At 51.9% G+C, this 22,225-nt stretch carries 15 protein-coding genes; 5 read left to right on the forward strand and 10 right to left on the reverse strand.

All coding sequences use genetic code 11. The annotated features are described in order from the left end of the window. Positions 1–320: 320 nt before the first annotated feature. The 6 genes from NZM04_01965 to NZM04_01990 form a co-directional block, all read right to left on the reverse strand. Positions 321–1,124, reverse strand: coding sequence for a hypothetical protein (locus tag NZM04_01965; protein MCS7062808.1), 804 nt, complete (start codon positions 1,122–1,124; stop codon positions 321–323). Between the two features lie 11 nt (positions 1,125–1,135). Then, positions 1,136–7,387: a hemagglutinin repeat-containing protein gene (locus tag NZM04_01970; GenBank protein MCS7062809.1), complete on the reverse strand. Its 6,252-nt coding sequence runs from the start codon at positions 7,385–7,387 to the stop codon at positions 1,136–1,138. A gap of 7 nt (positions 7,388–7,394) precedes the next feature. After that, the gene (locus NZM04_01975; GenBank protein MCS7062810.1) at positions 7,395–9,023 is read right to left on the reverse strand and encodes a ShlB/FhaC/HecB family hemolysin secretion/activation protein; all 1,629 of its coding nucleotides are present in this window, start codon (positions 9,021–9,023) and stop codon (positions 7,395–7,397) included. Between the two features lie 74 nt (positions 9,024–9,097). Then, positions 9,098–11,527 (reverse strand): filamentous hemagglutinin N-terminal domain-containing protein, encoded by a 2,430-nt coding sequence (locus NZM04_01980; protein MCS7062811.1) that lies wholly within the window; start codon positions 11,525–11,527, stop codon positions 9,098–9,100. Between the two features lie 101 nt (positions 11,528–11,628). Further along, positions 11,629–12,390, reverse strand: coding sequence for a twin-arginine translocase subunit TatC (tatC, locus tag NZM04_01985; GenBank protein ID MCS7062812.1), 762 nt, complete (start codon positions 12,388–12,390; stop codon positions 11,629–11,631). Positions 12,391–12,408: 18 nt separating this feature from the next. After that, entirely contained in the window at positions 12,409–13,680 is a 1,272-nt protein-coding gene (locus NZM04_01990) for a hypothetical protein (GenBank protein ID MCS7062813.1), read from the reverse strand. Positions 13,681–13,748: 68 nt separating this feature from the next. On the opposite strand from NZM04_01990, the gene NZM04_01995 reads away from it, so the two are divergent. Continuing rightward, positions 13,749–15,434: a 30S ribosomal protein S1 gene (locus NZM04_01995; GenBank protein ID MCS7062814.1), complete on the forward strand. Its 1,686-nt coding sequence runs from the start codon at positions 13,749–13,751 to the stop codon at positions 15,432–15,434. Between the two features lies 1 nt (position 15,435). Here NZM04_01995 and NZM04_02000 read toward each other — a convergent pair whose 3' ends face one another. The 4 genes from NZM04_02000 to NZM04_02015 all read right to left on the reverse strand — a co-directional run bounded on the left by NZM04_02000 (position 15,436) and on the right by NZM04_02015 (position 17,971). After that, on the reverse strand, positions 15,436–16,194 hold the full coding sequence (locus tag NZM04_02000) for an HAD family phosphatase (GenBank protein MCS7062815.1): 759 nt from the start codon (positions 16,192–16,194) through the stop codon (positions 15,436–15,438). A 13-nt stretch (positions 16,195–16,207) separates the two neighbouring features. Then, on the reverse strand, positions 16,208–16,552 hold the full coding sequence (locus NZM04_02005; GenBank protein MCS7062816.1) for a DUF4870 domain-containing protein: 345 nt from the start codon (positions 16,550–16,552) through the stop codon (positions 16,208–16,210). A gap of 11 nt (positions 16,553–16,563) precedes the next feature. Continuing rightward, positions 16,564–17,430: a branched-chain-amino-acid transaminase gene (gene ilvE / locus NZM04_02010; GenBank protein MCS7062817.1), complete on the reverse strand. Its 867-nt coding sequence runs from the start codon at positions 17,428–17,430 to the stop codon at positions 16,564–16,566. Positions 17,431–17,575: 145 nt separating this feature from the next. After that, positions 17,576–17,971 (reverse strand): acyl-CoA thioesterase, encoded by a 396-nt coding sequence (locus tag NZM04_02015; GenBank protein MCS7062818.1) that lies wholly within the window; start codon positions 17,969–17,971, stop codon positions 17,576–17,578. Positions 17,972–18,068: 97 nt separating this feature from the next. Here NZM04_02015 and proS point away from each other — a divergent pair, with 97 nt between their 5' ends. The 4 genes from proS to NZM04_02035 all read left to right on the forward strand — a co-directional run. Next, positions 18,069–19,673 (forward strand): proline--tRNA ligase, encoded by a 1,605-nt coding sequence (proS, locus tag NZM04_02020; GenBank protein MCS7062819.1) that lies wholly within the window; start codon positions 18,069–18,071, stop codon positions 19,671–19,673. Next, a complete protein-coding gene (locus NZM04_02025) occupies positions 19,648–20,676 on the forward strand; it encodes an acetyl-CoA carboxylase carboxyltransferase subunit alpha (protein MCS7062820.1) in 1,029 nt (342 codons plus the stop codon). Before proS ends, NZM04_02025 begins: the two co-directional genes overlap by 26 nt. Before the next feature lie 56 nt (positions 20,677–20,732). Then, the gene (locus NZM04_02030; GenBank protein MCS7062821.1) at positions 20,733–21,890 is read left to right on the forward strand and encodes an IscS subfamily cysteine desulfurase; all 1,158 of its coding nucleotides are present in this window, start codon (positions 20,733–20,735) and stop codon (positions 21,888–21,890) included. Between the two features lie 5 nt (positions 21,891–21,895). After that, the coding region (locus NZM04_02035) for an MBL fold metallo-hydrolase (protein MCS7062822.1) at positions 21,896–22,225 on the forward strand (330 nt) is incomplete at its 3' end.

Genomic DNA, 22,225 nt, shown 5'->3' on the forward strand with positions numbered 1-22,225 from the left:
TTTCAGATTTGTTGTAGTCTTGGATGTCTTCGTAGCTGATGCTATGGGCTTTGAATCGGCTGGCTCCTTCGGCTCCTTGGATGAGGCCGCCACGGAGGTGCGCATGGCCGGCGGCGTCGATATCTAGGGCGTCGCTGGCGAGGAGGCCGCTTTGTTTGTCTATCCACATGTAGGAGGGAGCATCTTGAAAAAATTTGTTTCCTTTAAGGGCATTTAAGATTGTGGAGTTTAATATGCCGCATGGACTCTACGCTCTGTAGTGTTTGTGCTTGTAGTGAAGCATAAGAAATAGTTTTTTTATTATGGATTACATTAGGTTTTTAATAATCAAAATGCCATCTATCTACCTGTTTTAAATCTTCTATCGCCATAGAGTCATCAAAAAAAACAAAACAATACCCCTTATATAGGTAAGCTGTCCATTCATTTTTTAATTCTTCTTCGCTCATTTTTAATCCTTTTGACTCTAGTTCTACATTTCGAGCCATGTAGGAAAGAAGAGTTTGGCCTCTTAATTTATTTTTTTTCATTGCTACGTTTTCACATAATATATAAGCTCTCAAGATGTTACGAGGATGAAATTTTGCATTAGTATCTTTTGCTTCTTGTTCTCTTTTTTTATACTGCCTTATTGTCATTGGGGTATTGTATTTATTCAAATATGAGTCGTTTTCAGAATAATAGAATCCACTAGTGTATTTGGGAATGAAAGGCCTTAGCAAGTAGTTGTCTCTCTGAAACTTAAATTTTTTCAAGAAGAATTGAGTGCAATATCTAAAATATTCTTTCATCGATCTCTCATCATCGAAAAAATTAGATGGTTTTACATAAATCTTAAAATTATATTTACTATTCATTTTTGGATTTGTATATATTTTTTTATAGGCATTGTATAGACTCTTTGGATATCCTTGTATTAAATGATGAGTTCCAATTAGATATTTTCCAATAACAGGATCATCTTTCATTTTTCTAATATCAGTGCCGATAGGATAAGTATCTAGCTTTCTGATAAAAGTGTCGAATTCTTTATTTTCTATAATTTCTCTTTGGTTCCTATTTTTAGCGGGAGTTGCAATAACGAGTGTGAAAAGTAATAGAGATATGTAAAGGAATAATTTCATATAAGATTAGGTTAAAATTTGAACTGAGAATTAAAGTTTTTCATTTCATCCAACCACTCGCTTGGGTTTTGGGGGCTGGGTTGTATATGTTTGCCATGTGGGCTAAAGAAACTGACTTCCGGTGGGTTGGCATAACCTGAATTAGTGAAATAAAAGGGTAAAAGCATTGTTGCTAGCATACTCGTTACCTCTGCTTTATTAGGTGCGAAGCTCAAGAAGAACTTATGGTTATATATATTATTGTAATAGCCAATCGCTGGCCCTTGTGATCCTGCAAAGCCTACTACTGGAATATCATGATAGGCTAGAAAACGGCTGGCGTGAGAAGTGCGCATGACCCCACCGCTGTGAGCATTGGCTAGGATACCGCCATACTTATTTTCGGAATAAGCCTCCTTATCTGTTAATAATTGTCTTAGATAGTTCATCCCTGGGGCTGTATTTCCCAATAACATACTGCTTCCAACCTCGGTCGCTGTGCCCCGCATATATGGGTTACCATAAAAGTTTTCATATCCAAAAGCCTTTTGAGTTTTCTTATCTCGGTCTTGTTTTAAATCATCATTAATTCCTCCGGACCATGTAAATCTTAGTGGCAATTCGGAATTAAATGTCGCTTGTCGACCAGGAATGAAATTTCCGATAGTTGGAATCTGTTGTAAGCCTAATATAAATACGTAACCTGGACTGATGTCGTAAGCTTTTTGTGCAGTTCTATAATATTCTGTAAATTCTAAAGGTCCTCTTGAGATCGTAGCATAAGTGGAAGCGAGTCCCCACATCAAATCACCTTTTTTCAAAGCTGTCTGCTCAAGTAGGGTAAGAGGGCTTAAAGCTAACATTGCCGCTGCGCTTTGAAGCGTGCTAATGGTAGCGTAAGTGGCAGGAAAGACACGTCTGGCTTCTTCCCCTAATTTCTTATCATCATAAATCACTGGCATTAAAAACTTAATTTTCGTATCCTCATCAAGAGTGATTTCCTCAAGGTTGCATATGCTGCGATTCAGCCCTGCGAGAGAACTACCAGTAACGATATCACCTTTGCCTATGGTTGCTCGAATGATTCCCGTTCGGTCTCTATCATAATAACTAAGGCCTAGGCTTCCTGATATTGCTTTATCTGGATTTATACCTATGCTCAGGTTTAAGCCATTGTATTCATCATAATTTGCAATATCCCGAAAACTCAGCCAAGGTGTGAAGAGAGTTACATTGCTACTATTGGAGTCTATAAATGCACCAATAAGATTTGTAGAATTCCCAACATCGATCTTCAAGCGATTTTCTGACTGGATACCGCTAACTTGTTTTGCCCACGCTTTATCTCCGTCACTGTAGCCGCCTGCAGCCTTGAAGGAAAAGCCCATGCCTGATGTTACCTCGCCGCTAGCATGCCAAGTAGATTCTTCGTGACGATCTTGTAAACTTTCGATGTGTAAATTTCTGCCAACTTTTAGTTCTATATCGTTGCCTGTTATATTTCCACCGTGGATAATAAAGTCTTGGTTGGCTTTTATATTAACATCTCCTTTAGCTAAAATCCGAGCTTGATGATAGATAGTGCCATCAGATACTGCTCCTGAAGCTCGTCCGCCTAGGGTAACGCCATAGCCTCCCTGACCCACTGTTACTCCTACCGTTGCACCGAAACTCGATTTTTTAGTTGTGTATTTATCGTTACCTGCTTCAAGGGAAATACTGCGTCCGGAGTCAAGATAGATATCCTTGATGGCCATGATTTGTGTGCCTCCTTTCATATGAGTATCATTTCCAGATTTGAGATATAAAGAGCCACCGGAAATTAAAGTATTGCGGTAACTCTCAGTCCAGTCGTCTCGCTGTCTCCATTGATCGTAGTTTAGCCTTACTGAGATTTGCAAATTTCCCTTAGCATCTGCTAGGCCTACCGAATGTAACCCTACATTTGTCAATCCCCCTCCTGATTCGATTACGCTACCTATTCCTTCCATCATATTCCAGGTTGCCATTCCTAGTTGAGCACCGTTGTATAGGTAGTCTTGCCAATCTTTAGACGCTATCAATTTTTGGATGGGTTGTGAAAGTGGAAAGAGGTCAATAGCAGCCTGTCTAAGATCACTTTGGGTGAATAGAGCATTAATTAACCCGGAACCAAAAAATTCCAGGCCTAAGGACATCCCATTGGATTTTACCCATCGATTAACCGTGTGCTGGTCGAAATAAATGTCATTGTTTGCAACTATCCACATATCGTTGCCACTGCGTATCAACGTTCCCTTTGAAATGATATCATTTCCGGATTGAAGAATGAGGTTATTCCCCGCAGCTACTAAGCTGATCTCGGTTTTTGGTTTGTTCCATTCTGATTTTGCTAACTCAACACCTGTGCCATTAAAAATAAATTGTCCTAGCCCTTCAATGGCTTCGATGGTGCGGGCGTCGAGGATGAGGTTTTGGCCGGCGAAGAGGGTGAGGTCGTATGCGGCGAGGAGGGAGGAGCCGACGTTGCGGATGTCGCCTTCGTCGCTGATGAGGGTGACGTCGCCGAAATGGCTGATGATGGAGCTGCGGGCGGTGACGATTTCTTTTTGGGTGGAGAAGTCAAAACCGAGGCCGTTGAAGCTGGCGCCTTGGTATTTGGTGTAGGTGGCGGCGTGGATGTCTTGTTCGATCAATCGTGGGGCGCGGATGACGACGTCGCCGAGGGCTTCGATGGTGCTGCCGCGATTGGTGACGGTGTCGCCGGCGAGGATGAGGAGGTCGTCGCCGCTGACAATTTGTCCGTGGATGAAGAGGACGCCGCGATCCCAGGATTTCATGCCGAAGAGGGCGCCGAGCTCGCCGCGGTCCCAGTTGACGATGAACTCACCGCGTTGGGCGTCGTTGTGGATGGAGCCGGTGGTTTCGAGGCGGACGCGCTGGCCGCCAATGATGAGGCCGCCGATGTTGGTGATGCCGGGGTCGCCAGCGAGGAGGGTGAGATTGCCGCCTGCGCTGATTTCACCGCCTTCTTGTATTTGGTCGTAGAAGACGTTGCGGGTGCGGCTGCCGATGAAGTCATTGATGGTGACGGTGGCGACGGCTTGAGCGACGCGTCTTTCGTTTTTGATTTGGCCGGCGGCGATGGTGAGGTCGTTTTGGATGTTGACGAAACCGGTGTTGTGGAAACGGTCGCGGGCGCGGATGGTGGCTTCTTCGGCTTGGATTCGGCCTCCGTAGATGTTGGCGTATTGTTCGAGGGGAGTGGGGAGATAGATGGTGGGGACAAGGACGCGGTTTTCAGGGATGATGTGGACGGGTGGCTCAGGGCGGCCGAGGCGAGAGGAGGAGCTGGTGTGGGTGGAGTGGTGTTTACTGGAGGTGGCAGCAAATTGGTTGCCGAAAAGGCGTTGCCACTCGGCGAGGCGGCGCTCATAGTCGGCGACTGCGGCTTGGTAGTCTAGGACGTCTTGGTAGACATACCAGATGACGGGTTCGGTGAGGGAGGCAAGGTGAGTCTCGGTGAGGAGGTCGCCGAGTTTTAGGTCGGGGAAGGATTGGTGAAGGGAGAGGGCGTTTTCGTAGAGGTGGTGGCGTTGTTCGCGCATGGTGGAGACGTCGTCGAAGTAGAAACGCTGGCCGAGATCGGCCATGGCTTGGCGTTGGAGTAAGTAGGCTTCGTAGAGGGGATCGGCAAAGAATCGAACGGTGGACGGGTCTCCGCTGATGCCGATACGCTCCGATAGGTAGGATGGGGTCAGCTCGAGGTCGGTGTTGTAGGGGACGACGGAACTGACGACGTAGAGGGAATTCGGATCGCGACTGGTCTGGAAGAGGGCATTGGATGGGGTGGGGAGAGAGTCCATGCCGAAGCTGGCTTGGCGACGCGGCACCGTCGGCGCTGGAGTGGGGGTGAAGTAATCGGTGATGCCGTTGACTACGGTGGGAGCGGAGAGGATGAAGGATTGGCCGATCCAGTTGCCTGTATTGTGGAAGGAATCGGTGAGCTGGATGTTGATCGTGCCGCCGGCTTGTCCGGTGCTGGCTGTGCCTGTGGTCCAGCGGCGGTCGAGGACCCAGCGGCGTCCCCCGAACCATCCTGAGATACCGCTCTTTTTTACGCGTTTCCAGCGTTCGTGCAACAGGGTGTGGGCATTATTAACGAGGGAGGCGCCTGTGATGGTGAGGTGGCCTCCAGCACCGAGGATGGAGGCATCGTTGAGCAAACTTCCGTCTTTGAGGCCGGGTGCGGATTCGAGGGTGATGGTGAGGTCACCGTCAGCGCTGAGGATGGCGAGGTCGGTAGTTTCGATATCATCGAAATCGCGGTCATTTCCGCCCTTGATGCGGACTACGGGGCCGCGGCGATTTTCTAGACGCGCGGTGTTGATCCAGGCATGGCGACCGGCTTGGATGGTGCCGACGAGGTTATCGATTTTTTGATTGGCCCAGAGGTCGAGATCGCGATCAGCGAAGAGGTAGCCGTAGTGATTGATAAGGGTGCCGGGGGTAGTGATGAGGAGGTCGCCGGTTTCCTGTGCCCAGATGACGCCGTTGGAGTTGTTAAGGCCGCCGGCGCCGAGTTGGAGGTTGATGAGATTACCGCTGATGATGTAGCCGGCGATATTCAGCATTGAGGGGGCGTTGATCTGGAGGCCGATTGTGCCGGCTTCGATGGTGCCGTAGTTGCTGTTGTTGAGGAGTTGGCCGGCGTCGAGTTGGATGGCATCGGCGGTGATGTAGGCTCCTTGATTATCGATGGTGCTGAGGGTTTGTAGAAGGACGGAGTCGCTGGCTTTGATGATGCCGCGGTTGGTGATGTCTTGGGGAGTGCTGAGGAGGATGGAGTTTTCGGCTTGGAGGGTGGCGAGGTAGCCGAGATTTATGGGGCCTGAAGTTTCAACGGTCAGGAAGCTGCCGCTGTCGATTTGGGCGTTGGGAGAGAGGTGTAGGGATGAGGATTGGACGAGGATGTCGCTGCTGGCGCGTGTGAGACCACCGAGTTGATATGAGTTGCCTGAGAGGATGCTGATCCAGGAGTCGCTGCTCAAGGTGCCGGCTTGATCGATGGATCCTGGGGTTTCGATGGAGATTTCCTGGCTCGTCCAGATGCCGGCGTTGGGAGTAATTTTTAGATTTCCCACGTAGACTTCAGCGCGGCCTTCGGCGTGTATGACGTTTTCTAAATCTGCGTTGGCTTCTGTGCCTAGACCGACATGGCGCTTGGCCGAGACGGCTCCTTCGATTTTGAGATTTTGTTTTGAAATGAGTGTGACATCGCGATCGGCTTGGATAGTGCCTTTTGTGGTGAGGGTGGAAGCGGAGCTGGTGGCTTTGAGGTCGCGCTTGGCTTTGGCTTGTCCTATGATGATGTTGCCATGTGCATCGAGGGTGATGTCGCCAGTAGTGGCGGCGAGATTTCCGGGGATGCGGACGCCGACGCCGCTTTGAGTAGCGACGACTTTGATGCTTCCGGCTTGCGCGGCGCCGAGGGCTGTGCCGTCTATGGCGTAACCAGTGCCTGTGCCAGATCCTGTAGTGGTGGCTTGATCGTGCCAGTGGTAGGTGTGTTGACCGCCTTGTATGGTAAGGTCTCCGTTGCCGGCGTGGATGGGGCCGTTGAGCTGGATTTTTTCGGCGATGAGTTCGGTCGTGTCTGCGCCGTTGGTGTTTAGGCCGTTTGAGGCGATGGTGAGTTGGCCTTGGGTGACGTGGAGGTGGAGTTTATTGGACGGATCGATGAAGGGTGTGCCGGTGGTGAGGGTGAGGCGGCTGGTGTTGATGGTGGAGGCGCCGTTGGCGGTGATGCCGTTAGGGTTTGCGATGATGAGGGAGGCGGAGTGGCCTGCGATTTCCATTGGGCCTGAGAGGCTGGTGGGTTGAGTGGAATTGACTTCGTTGAGGATGACGAGGGCTGCGGCGCCGGTAAAATTGGGGTTGGCGGATATGGTTGTGCCTGTGAGGATGCTATTAATAGCCGTGAGGGAATTATTAAACACGAGTCCAGGAGAGCCGACATTGAATTGGGTGTATTGGTTCCAGGAGATGCCTCCGGTGCTGGGGGCGGTGATAGCGACGACGGGGATGCTGCCGACATGATTGATTGAGGGTTGGAGATGGGCTGGGGCAGATGAATCCGGGACGACTTGGGCGGGTAGGTCGAGAAGCAACAGTAATGAGATGAATAAATATGATGCGAGAGTAAATCCCACAGTGCGACGGGGACGGGTCGAGGCGATCATGTTATTCTGGCCTTTCTTTTCTAAGTTAATTTTTCGATTATGGATTTTGAAGGTAAATTTCATTGTGCGTCTAAAATTTTAAGTTCATTCCCATGCTGAAATAGACTTCGTGGTTTCTGGAAAGTTTTTGTTTCTTGCGATCCCAATCGAGGGCGTGTGCGTAGGCTACATCGGCTTGTAGATATTCCCACTGAAAGCGGATTCCGGCACCGCCGGAGGTGAGGCGAGTGCCAGAGTCTTGAGTTTTGAGAGAGGCATAACCTGAGTCGAGAAAGAGATAGGGGGAAAATTTAGTGAGGAGCCAGTCGAGTGTTTTAATTTTGGTGAGAGGAGGCGGGCTAAAGGTGAGTTCATTGCGGGCGTAGATGCCATCATCACCGATAGCGGTGGCGGAGGAGAAGCCGCGGACGGAGGTGATATCAGCGAGGAAGAGTTGTTCGCTACCGTAAAGTCCATGTAGTGAGTATTGAGCTCGAATCAAAGCGCGCCAACTGAGCCAAGGCTGGATTGTCAGGAGATTGGAAATGCCAATTTCGAATTTGGTGAACTCTCGATGAGGATCTTTCCAGGATAAGGATGACGGGTCGTTCTTTGCACCAAGGATAGGCAAGCCTTGTGAAAAGGTGAGATCGGAGGTGAGTTGTGCTTTATCGAAGCGGTAGCTGTGCATGGCAGATAGTTTCAGGGCGGTGAGGGGTTGAGGAAGGAGGATGATGTCGTTGATCACGCGAGCTGATTCTTTGACTTCGAGGTCGAGACCGAGGGAGAGTTTTTGACGCGAATCTCTGTAGAGCATACGTTGAATTCCACCGGTGATTTGGAAGGAAGATCCGAAGAGCTCGACGCCTGGCGTTATGCCGACGAGGTATTCTGAGTATGCGGCAGAAGATTGAAGAGTCCACCAGCGGAAAGGGGCTGAGAAAGAGGCGCCGAGAGCGTTTGTGTTTTGAGATCCGAGATAGAAGATTGAGAAGGTTTCGTTGAGGTTGAGGGCATTGTCGAATTCTGTGCTCAGGCGGATGCGGTTGCGGCCTGTGATGGACTGCCCGTGGTTATCGTAGCCGACGCCGAAGCGGTAAGCTTTTCGGGGTCGATTGGTGATATTGATGATGGAATAACCGGGCTTTGAGCCGGGCTCGAGTTTTACTTGAGCTTGGGCGGAGGGGACACGGTTGAGTTGATCTACGCCTTGCTCGAGATGGCGAAGGTGGAGGATTTGGTTTTTGTGCAAGGGGAGGGCCATAAAGGCTTTGAGGCGATCTGGCCAGCGGTTTTGATTTAGAACGATCTCTTCGATTTTGCCTTCGACGACGACGAGGCGGAGCGTCCGTGTGGTAGCGATGTTTTGTGGAGGGATATAGACTCTCGTGGTGATGTAGCCTTTTTCGATGAGGAAATTGGTCAGCTCGTTGATGAGGCGATCGATATCGGCTAGCCCCATTTCTGTGCCTTGATATTTTGTGAGAATGGGTGAGAGAGCTTTAGTTTGCAAAACGGTGAGGTTTTCAATGGTGATGGTGTCGATCGGGAATTTCGGGCCAGTGCTGGGCGCACGGGATAAAGGCGACGGCTCTTGTGCAGGCGCTGAGACTTGAGGAGTCGGACGGAATCGCCGCTCTTCATCAGCTTTGAGTCGTTCTTGGCGGAGTTGTTGTTGTGCGGGGTCGGATGCGAGTTGTGCATTTAGTGAGCTATGCAAAGAGAGGACCGCGAGCAGTAAGAGTGAGCGGGGCAATAAGTATCTTTCCGGCTGATCGGGATGGGCTGTTTTCATCAAAATAACCAATCGAAAAATCCTAAATGGTCGTCAGCCGTGACTCGATCTTTGGATGGGTGTCGAAGAATGTGAACGCCCATGGGGATTTCATAAGGGAAAGCGGATGAAATTTCTCCACCATCTAGCAATACGGGCGTAGCCGAAAGGATCCGCACCGTTCCATTCCATGAGATGAACTGGCCTCCGAAATCGCTGCGGATGAGCTTTGTGAAGGGGCCTCCGAAGAACTGGCGTATGCCGTTGGGGCGTTGATAGAGTTGGTAATTCTGTATGCTTCTTCCGATGACTGAGGGCGAGATAAGTGTCAGATCGGCTAATGCGAGGAAACGACCACCGACGTTTTCAATGGATTCAGCAGCTGAGATGGTAATCGAACCGTTGCTTTGGATTTGACCGCCGTAGATTTCTTGATTGGAAGTGGCTTTGGCGTAGTGAGTCCACCAGCCGCTTATTTTCTCATAACGCGCGGTGCCTGTCGGAACTGCGATGTTTTTTAGTAGACGCGTATCAATTAGGAGAGCTCCGCCGTTGGCTGTGATTTCTCCGCCATCGTTAGTGACTTGATCGGCATGGATCTGGATGCCTTTGCCGGCAACAATAAAAGCTAGTTGGCCTGCGATGGCGGGATTATTGAACTTCCACAGCCAACTCGTCCGTTTTTTTCGGAAAATAAACCACCCTGTCTTTCGAGTGTGCAGCTCCAGAGCGGAGTCAGGCGGGGTGTATGAGATGTAGTTGTGAAGGTGAGTTGGGGTGAGAAGGATGATGTTGTGGGATGAAAATAGTCTGGCTGTGTGATTGATGATGTCTCCATTGGCTTGGATCTTGAGGTCGTCGGCAAGAGAGGTGATAACGGCAAGCTGGCTAGCCGAGAGGCTTTGATTGAGGACCTGTCCTGCAGAGTGAAGTGTGACGCCCCCTTGTGAAGCGGGAAGGCCTGAGATTCGTTTGTTTCCGCTGATGATGGAGCCTTGGTTGATAAAGTCTCCACTAGTGGTGCTGATGTATAAGCCTCCATCTATGGCGGAGATTTCACTTCGAGAGTGAGGGTCTCCGACGATGCCTGGCTCGACTGCAACGTCTCCAGCTTGGATGGTGAGGTCGGTGTAGGATAGGAGTTTGGATCCGCTTACTTTCAGGCTTTCGGGGATGATTAAATCGAGTTGTGCTCCGATGAATGTGCTAGGTTTCCAACTGGGATCTTCTGATCCATCGAGGGTAAGGGAACGGCCACGGATTTGGAAAAGCCCACTTTCAGCTTTGAAATTTGAAGAGGTAACAACAATGGGCTGGTCTATGGCGAAGAGACCGATGCCTTTTCCTGCTTCTGCTTCTACATGGCTGAATATCGAAGGAGAGCTGGCTGGTTGGTTGGGAAGGCCGAGGGTGATGTCGCCGTCTTCTGAGTCGATGCGGCCGTGAGAGAGAGCGATGTGTGAGGCGAGGAGATCGATATGCCTTCCGGCCTTGATCTGAAATGGATTATCGGTGGAGCCTTCAGCGGAGAAGTTGATAGAAGTGCCTGTGGTATCTCGTTTTTCAATGATAATATCGCGCTTTGCCTCAATCTTGGCGTTGGCGAGTTTAATTTCTCCGTTGGAGGTTAAGATAAAATCTCCTCCGCTAGCTAGGCTTGAACCGGCGTGACGGACGCCGGCACCGTCGGAGGTGACGGCGATTTGTATTTTGCTGGCGGAGATTAGGGCTGGGCTTGTGATATCGATGAGGATTTCATTCGTCGGGGTGGAATTGTGAGGAGCGGCTACAGACCAGGGCTTTGAGGCGTTTGTGGGGGCGACGGAGCTGTCAAATTCTACGATGCTGGATCCAGCGATGAGGTTGATGTGGGCGTTGGGGTGATCGTTTTCATTGATGAGGGGGCCTTGGACTTGGATTTTGCGGGCGAGAAGTTGGAGCGAGGTAAAAGCGCCAGCTAACCCGTTTTCGCCGATGGTGATGGTGCCTTCGTCAGTGGTGAGTTGGATGTTTTTTTGCTTGATGACGGGGGTGAGGTTGCGCTCGACGAAGTCAACTTGCCCTGTGCTTAGGACGAGGCCGCCAGTGTTGATGAATTGGCTGCCGTTGACGGTGATGCCGTGTGGATTGACGAGGATGACGTGGGCGCGGGCGCCGAGGACTTCGACGTTGCCCAGGATGAAGGAGGGATTGCTGCCGGTGACTTCGTTGAGGATGGTGGAGGCTTGGCGGGTTTGGTTATCGAAGAAGAGGCCGGGTGAGGGGACGTTGAATTCGGTATAGGTGTTGTGGCTGATTCCGTTGGCGAAAACAGGGGCGATTTCAACGAGGATTGAGCCGTCGGGCTGGAGGGTGGCGTGGGTGTCCGTCGCTCCATCAGGGATGACATGAGCTAGGCTTGAGGAGGCGGTGAGAATGAGAATAACTAGGGTGGTGAGTGGCCTCCTCATGCCAGTTGGGTGGGTAGCTGGGACGATATAAATTGTCGAGAAGATTTTTGCGAGATTGCCAGCGAGTGAGTGGGTCGAGGGATTCGGGCTAGGGATTCGGGCTAGGGGTTGATGGGGAGTTGGGAACGGGCGGATTTCTTTTTTTCGAGCCAGTGGGTGATGAGGAGGCAGGTTTCGTAGAGGAGGATCATGGGGGCGGCGAGGAGGGTGAGGGTGTAGAAGTCGGTGGTGGGAGTGATGCAGGCGGCTGCGATGACGATGAGGAGGATGGCGAGGCGGCGATGGGTGCGGAGTTGGTGGTGGGTGATGATTTCGAGGTTGTGGAGGAGGAGGATGATTAGGGGGAGCTCGAAGCAGAGGCCGAAGGCGATGAGGAGGTTAACGGTGAAGTTGAGGTAGTTTTCGAGGGTCCATTCGACGGTGAGGCCAAATTGGCGGCTGTAGCTGATGAAGAAATTGAGGGCTTGTGGTAAGAGGATGAAGTAGCAAAAGGCGACTCCGCAGAGGAAGAGGAGGGCGCCGGTGGTGAAGACTGGTATGAGGAGGCGGCGCTCGGAAGGTAGGAGTGCAGGCAGGAGGAATTCTCCGATGAAGTAAAGGGTGAAGGGGAGGGCGAGGATGATGCCTGTGAGGAAGCTGGCGTGCATTTGGATGAGGAAGGGGTCGACGACGCCGAGGACGCGGAGGATTTTTTGTGGGTCGTGGCCAGCGCGGCGGAGGGGTTCGTAGAGGAGGTCGAGGATTTGTGGGGTGAAGATGAAGCCTAAGGCGATGGTGAGGGCGAGGGTGATGCCGATTTTTATGAGAAGCCAGCGGAGGTCTTCGAGGTGGTCGAGAAAGGGCTTGGAGGGGAGCTCGTGCATGGGGTGTGGGGTGTGTGTTTAGTGGAGGGGGATTTCATGTTGGAGCTCGAAGTTTTCGGTGAAGCGGGGGCGTTTTTCTACGTTATCGAGGTAGTTGAAGAATTCGTCTGGGGTCTCGAATAGGTGGCCTTTTTCGATGTAGCTGTCGGTGGTGAAGGGGGAGAAGCCTTTGGGGAAGATCATGTAACGTGATTTCATGTAGTCTCGGGCGTGGCCGAGCTCGTCCATCATGCCTGCGGAGAGTGGGGGGCGATCTTCGTAGGGGTGGATGGCGACGACGGAGTGGACTTTTCCTACATACCAGTGGAGGTCGCGATGGACGGTGTAGGCGTAGATGACTTCTTGGTCGATTTTGGAGTCGAAGGTGTTGCCGATTTCAACGGTTTGGGGGTCGATGACTACGGCGTATTGGCGGAGGCGGCGGATGACGTCGTTGACGACTTTGCGTTTTTCTGGGGTGCCGTAGGTCATGGAGTAGCTGGCGTAGACGACCCATGGGTTGGGATGGGTGGTGAGTTTGTAGAGGGCTTCGGGTGGTTCGCCGATGGCGAGGACGTAGTGGGGGATGCCCATGATTTTTGCCCAGTCTTCGGATAGGGAGACTTCTTCGTTCATCCATGAGAGGATTTCGTAGATGGTGTGTTGGCGTTCGCGGAGGGTGCGGAGGAAGGGGTCGTTGAGGTTGAGATTTTCGAAGCGTTGTTTGATCATCCACTCGGCGTCGATGAGGGTGACGATGAGGTCTGGGGCGATGAAGTCGCGGATGACGCGGTGGTCTTTGAATTTGCGGTTGATGCGGTTCCATTCGACGGTGGCTGGGGCGCGGATGATGACGTCTTTGTAGCCGTGGCGTTGGATGTCGAAGCCGATTTTTTCGTATTCGCGTTCGCGGGTGAGTTCGAAGATGTAGTCGGTGGTGGAGAGGAGGCGTTGGAGGGGTTTTTTGCCGCCTTTGGTGAATTCGTGGATGGCGTCGTATACTTTGATGTGGCGGTTGTTGTTTTTTCCTATTTGGACGACTTTTTGGATGTAGGAGGCGTCGTCCATGCTGGCGAGCATTCCGGTGACGAGGACTTTCATGGTGCTAATGATAAGGGGTGTGGGCGGAGGTGTAAATGTTGGAAAGGGTGAGGGGGGTGTGATTTTGCTGCTTGTCAGGAGTGTGGATTCGGGTATATGTGTGTGTGGTTTATCTAATAGGAAGTCTGTTGCGAGTGGCAACGGAGCGTTTGGCCCCTGAGTGGGGCTGCGTCCATCTGGTGTGGCCAGGATTAGGTGAACCTTTGTCATTAGCGGAGTTATTTTTGTAAGGATAAGTGAACTTCAACCTCCGTGAGGAGACTGTGTAGGTGTAGGATATGTCGTCTGTTGAAATTAACGAGTGGTTAAAAGGAATCGGCAAGCCTGTGGCCGAGGGTAGTATTGTGAAGGGTAAGATTTTGGAGAAGCGTTTGCGGGATGTGTTGGTGGATGTGGGTTATAAGTCGGAAGGGGTGGTGCCGTTGTCGCAGTTTGATAATCCTGATGAGGTGAAGGTCGGGGATGAGATCGAGGTCTTGGTGGAGAATCTGGAGAATGAGGATGGGATGATTGTTGTTTCGCGGGAGAAGGCTTCTCAGAAGCAGAATTGGGAAAAGATTGTGAAGCTTTATAATGAGGGGATACCTATAGAGGGTAAGGTGAAGAGTGTGGTGAAGGGGGGGTTGATGCTGGATATCGGGGTAGAGGCGTTTTTGCCGGCTTCGCAGATTGATATTGTGGTGCCGAAGAATTTGAAGGACTTCGAGGGGAAGACGTTGGTTTGTAAGGTGGTGAAGTTGAATGAAGATCGTAAGAATGTGGTGCTTTCACGTCGGGAACTTGTAGAGGCTGAGCGCGCGGAGAAGCGGGCAAAGTTTCTTGCTGAAGTCGAGAAGGGAAGCTTGGTGCATGGGGTGGTGAAGAATATTACGGAGTTTGGCGCGTTTATTGATTTGGATGGGATAGATGGGCTGCTGCACATTACTGATATGAGTTGGACGCGGATCAATCATCCATCGGAGATATTGAGTGTGGGGCAGGAGATTGAGTTGGTCGTCACAGAGATCGATAAGGAGAAGGAGCGTGTGTCGCTAGGTCTGAAACAAAAGACGGAGAATCCGTGGGATAAGATCGCGGATAAATATCCTGTCAACAGCAAGGTGCATGGTAAGGTGTCGTCATTGACTGCATACGGAGCTTTTGTGGAACTTGAGCCGGGGATTGAAGGGTTGATACATATATCGGAGTTGTCATGGACGAAGAGGGTCAACAAGCCTGCGGATATATTAACGCTGGGGCAGGAGATTGATGCGCTTGTCCTGGATGTAAATAAGGAGGAGCAGAAGATTTCGTTGAGCCTTCGCCAGCTTGAGCCGAATCCTTGGGATGAGGTGTCGCTGAAGTATCCTCAGGGCACGATAGTGAAGGGTGTGGTGCGAAGTTTTACGGCTTATGGGGCTTTCGTGGAGTTGCCCGATGGGCTGGATGGGATGATCCATGTGTCGGATCTTTCTTGGACGCGAAAGATTAATCATCCTTCCGAGATGCTCAAGAAAGGACAGGAGGTCGAGGCAGTGGTGTTGGAAATTGATAAGACCAATCAACGCATTTCTTTGGGGATCAAGCAACTTACTGAAGATCCTTGGAAGAATATCGAAAAAATCTATAAGGTGGGCGATATTGTGAAAGGTAAGGTTAGCAAAATTGCTAGCTTTGGGGCATTTGTGCAGCTTGCGGATGAGATTGACGGGCTGGTGCACATCTCGCAGATCAGCACGGAGCGTGTGAATCGCGTTAAAGATGTTCTTAAAGTGGGGCAGGAGGTCGAGGCTCGTATTGTGAAAGTGGATAAGACCGAGCGTCGGATCGGGCTATCAATAAAAGCTGTGAACTTCTCCGAGGAACAGTTCAATGCCGAAAAAGAGCGTTACGAGGCGATCAAGCCAGGAGAGGAGTTGAGCTCCTTTGGTGAGGCTTTTGACCGTGCTCAAGAGGAATATCGGCCAGGTGAAGGGAAAAAATAAATTATTCCCTGCGAAATCTGGTGAGGCGGGCTTGTTCTGACGTTGTGCTAATTGAAGCACTAACGTGCTCCGGTCTTCGATTGAGATCGGATAGTTGGAGTAGCGCTTCAATGCTTAGCTGATCGAGGCGATCGACGATTTTATCTGCTTGGTCGAAGGTATAAGCTGGATGAGTTGTGGTGACTGCTACTGCCACCATGCCCGCCCTTTTTGCTGCTTGGATACCGACGTGGGCATCTTCAAAGACGATGCAGTAAGACGGGGGAATGCCGAGTTGCTCTGAGCATTTCAGAAAAATTTCCGGAGACGGTTTACCTTCAGAGACGTCTGCGCCTGTGAGTATTACATCAAAGTATGAATCTAGCCGGAGCAAATTGAGAACCGTCGTGATATTCAATAAAACTGAGGATGAACCAATCGCAGTGGGGATGGATTTTTGCTTTAAGTTTTCTAGGAATGGTATGACGCCCGGCAGTGGTGCTATGCCTTTTTTGAGGATTAGAGAACGATATAGCTCCTCCTTGCGGTCGGATAGGCGTTTTATTTCCTCGTGATCATTGCTCCATTGAGCGAGATCGCGGATAACTTCAGCGTTACGCATGCCGAATGAACGTTTAAAGAAATTTTCTGGAACTGGCAGAGAATTCTCAGCGGCCAATAGATACCAGCTCTCTTCGTGGAGATCGTGAGAATCAATGATAACCCCATCCCAATCAAAGATTGCTGCAAAAGGTGGAAAAAGATGAGAGTCGCCAGGCATGAGGCCAACCGCGTTATCCCCTGAAAATAGGCAGGGCAGGGAAGTAGCGATGAGGTTTTCCGCGATATGTCGCTATGCAAGCGAAAACCATCTGCAGAGCAGCCCACAAAACTAAGACGGGGAAAATTAGAAAGCCAATCAAGACTAATGTTAATATCCAAGCTATTCCAGAGAGAATCAGCATGAGGATCTGAAAATTTAAGGCGCTTGCAGCATTCATGCTGCTTAATGAGTTTTCACCTTTCTTCGCGATCCACACTAAGGCGGGAATTAAAACTGGTAGGCCAATTAGTGGAGACAGGTGCACAATATAACTAATCAGTTTCTCAGTGCCATCCACTTTAATTGAAGCTTCCATAAACAAAATGATTAAAACGGAGTGCCGTGTTGGTGAGCATATTCGCGGTAAGCCGCCATGAGTGATTGTGTCAAGCGCCCCGGTTTGCCGTCACCAATGATCCGCCCATCTACCTCAACGACAGGAACAATTTCAGCACCTGTGCCAGTCAGAAACATTTCATCAGCCACAAACAGATCGTAGCGAGTCAGCATTTTCTCTTCGACCTGGGATCCTGATTGTTTAACCAATTCCATCACCACTCGATGCGTGATGCCGTCAAGTGCCCCTGCATAAATCGGTGGTGTGTAAATACGTTCCCCTTTGCGGATGAATATATTATCGCCCGAGCATTCTGTGACATATCCCTCGCTATTTAGCATTATAGACTCTTGCGCGCCACACAGGGTGCCCTCGATCTTTGCCATGATGTTGTTTAAATAATTCAACGACTTAATCGCCGGACTCAGTGCCGCCGGAGAATTACGCCAAGTGGGAACAGTCACAACTTTTAAACCCTCTCTGTAATACTTTTCGGGATAAAGCTCAATACTACCTGCAATAATGATAATCGTAGCTCGCGTGCACTTGTCAGGGCTTAGTCCTAGGTTCCCCACTCCACGGGTCACTACAAGACGTATGTAACCATCTTGCAAATTATTACGGCGGCAACATTCAAGTATCGCTTCCTCAATTTCATTTAACGTTAGCGGAAGCTTCAACATAAGCGCGCGTGCTGAATCTTGCAGACGCAAGAGATGCTCGGTGAGTTGGAAAACTTTTCGGTTATAGACTCGTATACCCTCGAAAACACCATCCCCATAAAGTAATCCGTGATCAAAAACCGAAATCTTCGCATCTTCTTTCGAATAATACTGCCCATCAATGTAAATTTGCATTTCACAAGGGTGGATTAAGGAGCTCCCCTTTCGCAACAGCAATAATTTGAGTCAAGATTAAAAATATAAAAATAAACTAATTCGTGCCCCCTTAAACACACCTCCCAAATCAGCTTCCGGTTGTTGAAGAAAAACCTCACCTCACTCACCCAACCCTCTCCCTCCAAAACTCCGGCACCGGCTGAGGACGCCCTCCAGGCAATTGCACCGTCACCATCACCTGTCGACACCGCGCTATCAACACCCCATCCCCAGGTCGCCAAACCTCAAATTCCAAATAAAACCGCACCCTCTCCACTTCAGAGACACGCCCCCATATCTCCAGCTCATCGGCCAATCGCGCCGGCTTCACATACTCAATCTCCGTGCGCGCCACCACAGGCACTAGCCCACTCCTTGCCATATCCGATAAACGCCATCCCCAAGCCTCTGCCATCTCCGTCCGAGCCTGCTCAATCATCCGCAAATACGCCACATTATGCACTACCCCGGCTGCATCGGTATCGTAATAGTAAACCCGCGTCCTAAACTTAAACACCATACCCTCATACCCTCTATCACCTCACAACTCACCCTCCAAGCCCCAAAAAATTGCTTCAACTTCAAAAAATCACGCTTAACATCCCCCCTACCAGCCTTTGCCAAAACCGTGCATACTCCCACCATCAACACTCCTCCACTTTTCCCATAACGACACCTCCCCCCACGCCATGCCTAACTCCACCACCGCCATCACCCCCACACGCCAAGACGACTTCCCCGAATGGTATCAACAAGTCATCCAAGCCGCCGACCTCGCCGAAAACTCAGAAGTCCGCGGCTGCATGATCATCAAGCCCTACGGCTACGCCATCTGGGAAAACATCCAACGCCTCCTCGATGCCCGCATCAAAGCCACAGGCCACACCAACGCCTACTTCCCCCTCTTCGTCCCCCTCAGCTACCTCCAAAAAGAAGCCGCCCACGTCGAAGGTTTCGCCAAAGAATGCGCCATCGTCACCCACCACCGCCTCGAAGCTGGCTCAGACGGCCAACTCCTCCCCACAGCCAAACTCACCGAGCCCCTCATCATCCGTCCCACATCAGAAACCATCATCGGAGCCGCCTACGCCCGCTGGACCCGTTCCTACCGCGACCTCCCCATCCTCATCAACCAATGGGCTAACGTCGTCCGCTGGGAACTCCGCCCCCGCCTCTTCCTCCGCACAACCGAATTCCTCTGGCAAGAAGGTCACACCGCCCACGAGACCAAAGACGAAGCGATCGCCGAGACGCAAAAAATGCTCCTAGTCTATGAAACCTTCGCCCGCGAAATCCTCGCCATACCCGTCATCCCAGGCGCCAAAACACCCGGCGAACGTTTCCCCGGCGCCCTCGACACCCTCACCATCGAAGCCATGGTGCAAGACCGCAAAGCCGTCCAAACCGGCACCTCCCATTTCCTCGGTCAAAACTTCTCACGCGCCTACGAAATCAAATTCCTCGGCCGCGACAACCTCGAACACTACGCCTGGACCACCTCATGGGGCGTCTCCACCCGACTCATCGGCACCCTCATCATGACTCACAGCGACGACGACGGCCTCGTCCTCCCACCACGCATCGCCCCCTATCACCTCGTCATCATTCCTTTCACCCCCAAAGAGGAAAACAAAACACCCGTCATCGAAGCCTGCCGCCAACTCACCGATCGACTGCGTTCCATCCGCTACCATGACGAACCCCTTCGCGTCCACCTCGACTCGCGCGACCTCACCGGCTCAGCAAAATCCTGGGAATGGATCAAAAAAGGCGTTCCCATCCGCATCGAAATCGGCCCACGCGACCTCGCCGCAGACCAAGCCACCCTCTCACGTCGCGATCGCCCCCACAAAGAGAAAATTTCTATCCCCCTCCCGCAGCTCCCCGATACCATCCCCCCACTCCTCGACCAAATCCAGCATAGTCTCTACCAAAAAGCCCTCTCCTTCCGCGACACCCACACCCATCACCTCACAGACCGCCGCGAAATCACAACCTTCTTCACCCCCAAAAACCCCGAAAAACCAGAAATCCACGGCGGCTTCCTCCTCACCTACTGGGGAGGCACCCCGCAAGACGAAGAGCAAATCAAAAACGACCTCAAAATCACCGTTCGCTGCCTCCCCCACCCATCCTACCAGACCAACCTCCCCCCTCACGGCACCTGCCCATTCACAGGCAAAACAAACGCACCCCTTGCCATCCTCGCCAAAGCCTACTGAAATTAACAAAACACAACCCGTCTCACCTATGTCCACCCCCCCATCCAAAGTCGCCCCCCTCGAATTCGAAAAACCCATAACCGAACTCGAAAAAATCCTCGAACAACTCCAAACCACCGGCGAATCCAACGCCATCAACACCCAAGAAGAAATCGCCGCCCTCCAAAAAAAAATCGCCACCACACGCAAAGAAATCTACGCCCACCTCACCCCCTGGCAACGCATCCAAATCGTCCGCCACCCCTCCCGCCCCTACACACTCGACTACATCCAAGAAATCACCTCCCACTTCTACGAACTATCCGGCGACCGCCTCTTCGGCAACGACCAAGCAATCATCGGAGGCTTTGCCACAATTGACAACTTCCGCCTCATCATCATCGGCCACCAAAAAGGCCGCGACACCAAAGAAAACCTCCGCCGCAACTTCGGATGCGCACACCCAGAAGGTTACCGCAAAGCCCTCCGCCTCATGCGCCTCGCCGATAAATTCGACCTCCCCATCGTCACCCTCATCGACACCCCAGGCGCCTACCCCGGTATCGGCGCCGAAGAACGCCACATCGCCGAAGCCATCGCCGTCAACATCCGCGAAATGTTCACCCTCCGCGTCCCCATCATCGCCGTCGTCATAGGCGAAGGCGGCTCCGGCGGCGCACTCGGAATCGGCGTCGCAGATCGCGTCCTCATAATGGAAAACGCCTACTACTCCGTCATCTCCCCAGAAGGCTGCGCCGCCATCCTCTGGAAAGATCGCGCCTACGCCCCACAAGCTGCCGAAGTCCTAAAAATATCCGCCAAAGACCTCAAAGAATTCGGCCTCGTAGACGAAATCATCCCCGAACCCCTCGGCGGCGCCCACCACGACAAAGCCCAAGCCGCAGCAAACCTCAAAAAAGCCATCCTCAAACACCTCAAAACCCTCCACAAAATCCCAGACAAAGAACTCATCCAAACCCGCTACGAACGTTACCGAGCCTATGGAAAATACAAATTAACATAAACCAAACAGCCTTCTATCTCCTTTCACCCCCACTCCAGCCCCCCTCAGCCTAAACCATGCCCCACAACCTCTACTTCGACCACAACGCCACCACCCCCATCGCCCCAGAAGTCCTACAAACCATGCTCCCCTACCTAAACCAACACTTCGGCAACCCCTCAAGCCTCTACTCCCTAGGAAAACAAGCAGCACAAGCCATCGAACACGCCCGCAAACAAGTCGCATCCCTCATCCACGCCGACCCCTCAGAAATCCTCTTCACAAGCTGCGGCACAGAATCCGACAACACCGCCATCCTCTCCGCCCTCCGCACCACAGGCAAACGTCACATCGTCACCACACAAGTCGAACACTCCGCCATCCATAACCTCGTCGACGACCTCGAAATACGCGGCTACGGCGTCACCCAGCTCCCCGTCCATTCCGACGGCACCCTCGACCCCCAACAAGTCGCCGACGCCATCCGCCCAGATACAGCCATCGTCTCCATCATGTGGGCAAACAACGAAACCGGCGTCCTCTTCCCAATCCACGAAATCGCAAAAATCTGCCAAGAAAAAAACGTCCTCTTCCACACCGATGCCATCCAAGCCATCGGCAAAATCCCCGTCCACGTCCACAACACCCCCATCCACTTCCTCTCACTCTCAGCCCACAAAATCTACGCCCCCAAAGGCATCGGCGCCCTCTACATCCGCCGCGGCACCCCCTTCAAACCCCTCCTAATCGGTGGCGCCCAAGAACAAGGCCGCCGCGGCGGCACAGAAAACGTCGCCAGCATCGTCGCCTTCGGCAAAGCTGCCGAGCTCGCCGCCTCCCGCCTCCCACACTGCACCGATCACCTCCGCCTCCTCCGCGACACCTTCGAAACCCAAATCCTCCAAGCCATCCCCACAGCCCGCATCAACGGCCATCCACAACTCCGCCTCCCCAACACCACCAACATCACCTTCCCCCACCAAATCCCCGCAGAAGCCCTCCTCCTACGCCTCAGCCTCCAAGGTGTCAGCCTCTCCGCTGGATCCGCCTGCACCTCCGGCTCCGTTCACCCCTCCCACGTCCTCACCGCCATGGGCCTCACCCCCACACAAGCCAAATCCAGCCTACGCTTCTCCTTCGGCATCACCCAAACCCTCGACGACATCCAGGAAGGCGCACGAAAAGTCATCGACGCCTACCACCATCTGCGCAAAACTCTCCAGCCTGTAACCTAAGGCACATGCCACCTATAGATTCCTCCAGTCATCTCCCCTCTTCCTCCTACACCCTCTACACTCATACCGGCGGTGATTTAGAAACAAACGCCTACATCCTCTCCCTCCCCAACCCCAAAAACCAAACCGTCACCCTCTGCTTTGACGCACCGCAGGACACCCTTCGCGCCCTTCAAAAACTCAGCCTCACCCCCCAAGCCCTCATCCTCACCCACGGCCACTTCGACCACATCACCGACGCCGCAGCCATTGCCGAAACCTACCACTGCCCCATCTACATCCATCCCGCCGACCAATTCATGATCGAAAACCCCTCCATCTTCACCCTCTGGGGT

This window comes from Candidatus Methylacidiphilales bacterium, from assembly GCA_025056655.1.
In the GTDB taxonomy this organism is placed as follows: domain Bacteria; phylum Verrucomicrobiota; class Verrucomicrobiia; order Methylacidiphilales; family JANWVL01; genus JANWVL01.

Coding starts and splice junctions, on each gene's coding strand:
- NZM04_01980 (MCS7062811.1), bottom strand. CDS start 11,527: ATGAGGAGGCCACTCACCACCCTAGTTATTCTCATTCTCACCGCCTCC.
- ilvE (MCS7062817.1), bottom strand. CDS start 17,430: ATGCAAATTTACATTGATGGGCAGTATTATTCGAAAGAAGATGCGAAG.
- NZM04_01995 (MCS7062814.1), top strand. CDS start 13,749: ATGTCGTCTGTTGAAATTAACGAGTGGTTAAAAGGAATCGGCAAGCCT.
- NZM04_01965 (MCS7062808.1), bottom strand. CDS start 1,124: ATGAAATTATTCCTTTACATATCTCTATTACTTTTCACACTCGTTATT.
- NZM04_02005 (MCS7062816.1), bottom strand. CDS start 16,552: ATGGAAGCTTCAATTAAAGTGGATGGCACTGAGAAACTGATTAGTTAT.
- NZM04_01990 (MCS7062813.1), bottom strand. CDS start 13,680: ATGACAAAGGTTCACCTAATCCTGGCCACACCAGATGGACGCAGCCCC.
- NZM04_02015 (MCS7062818.1), bottom strand. CDS start 17,971: ATGGTGTTTAAGTTTAGGACGCGGGTTTACTATTACGATACCGATGCA.
- NZM04_02030 (MCS7062821.1), top strand. CDS start 20,733: ATGCCCCACAACCTCTACTTCGACCACAACGCCACCACCCCCATCGCC.
- NZM04_01970 (MCS7062809.1), bottom strand. CDS start 7,387: ATGAAATTTACCTTCAAAATCCATAATCGAAAAATTAACTTAGAAAAG.
- tatC (MCS7062812.1), bottom strand. CDS start 12,390: ATGCACGAGCTCCCCTCCAAGCCCTTTCTCGACCACCTCGAAGACCTC.
- NZM04_02000 (MCS7062815.1), bottom strand. CDS start 16,194: ATGCCTGGCGACTCTCATCTTTTTCCACCTTTTGCAGCAATCTTTGAT.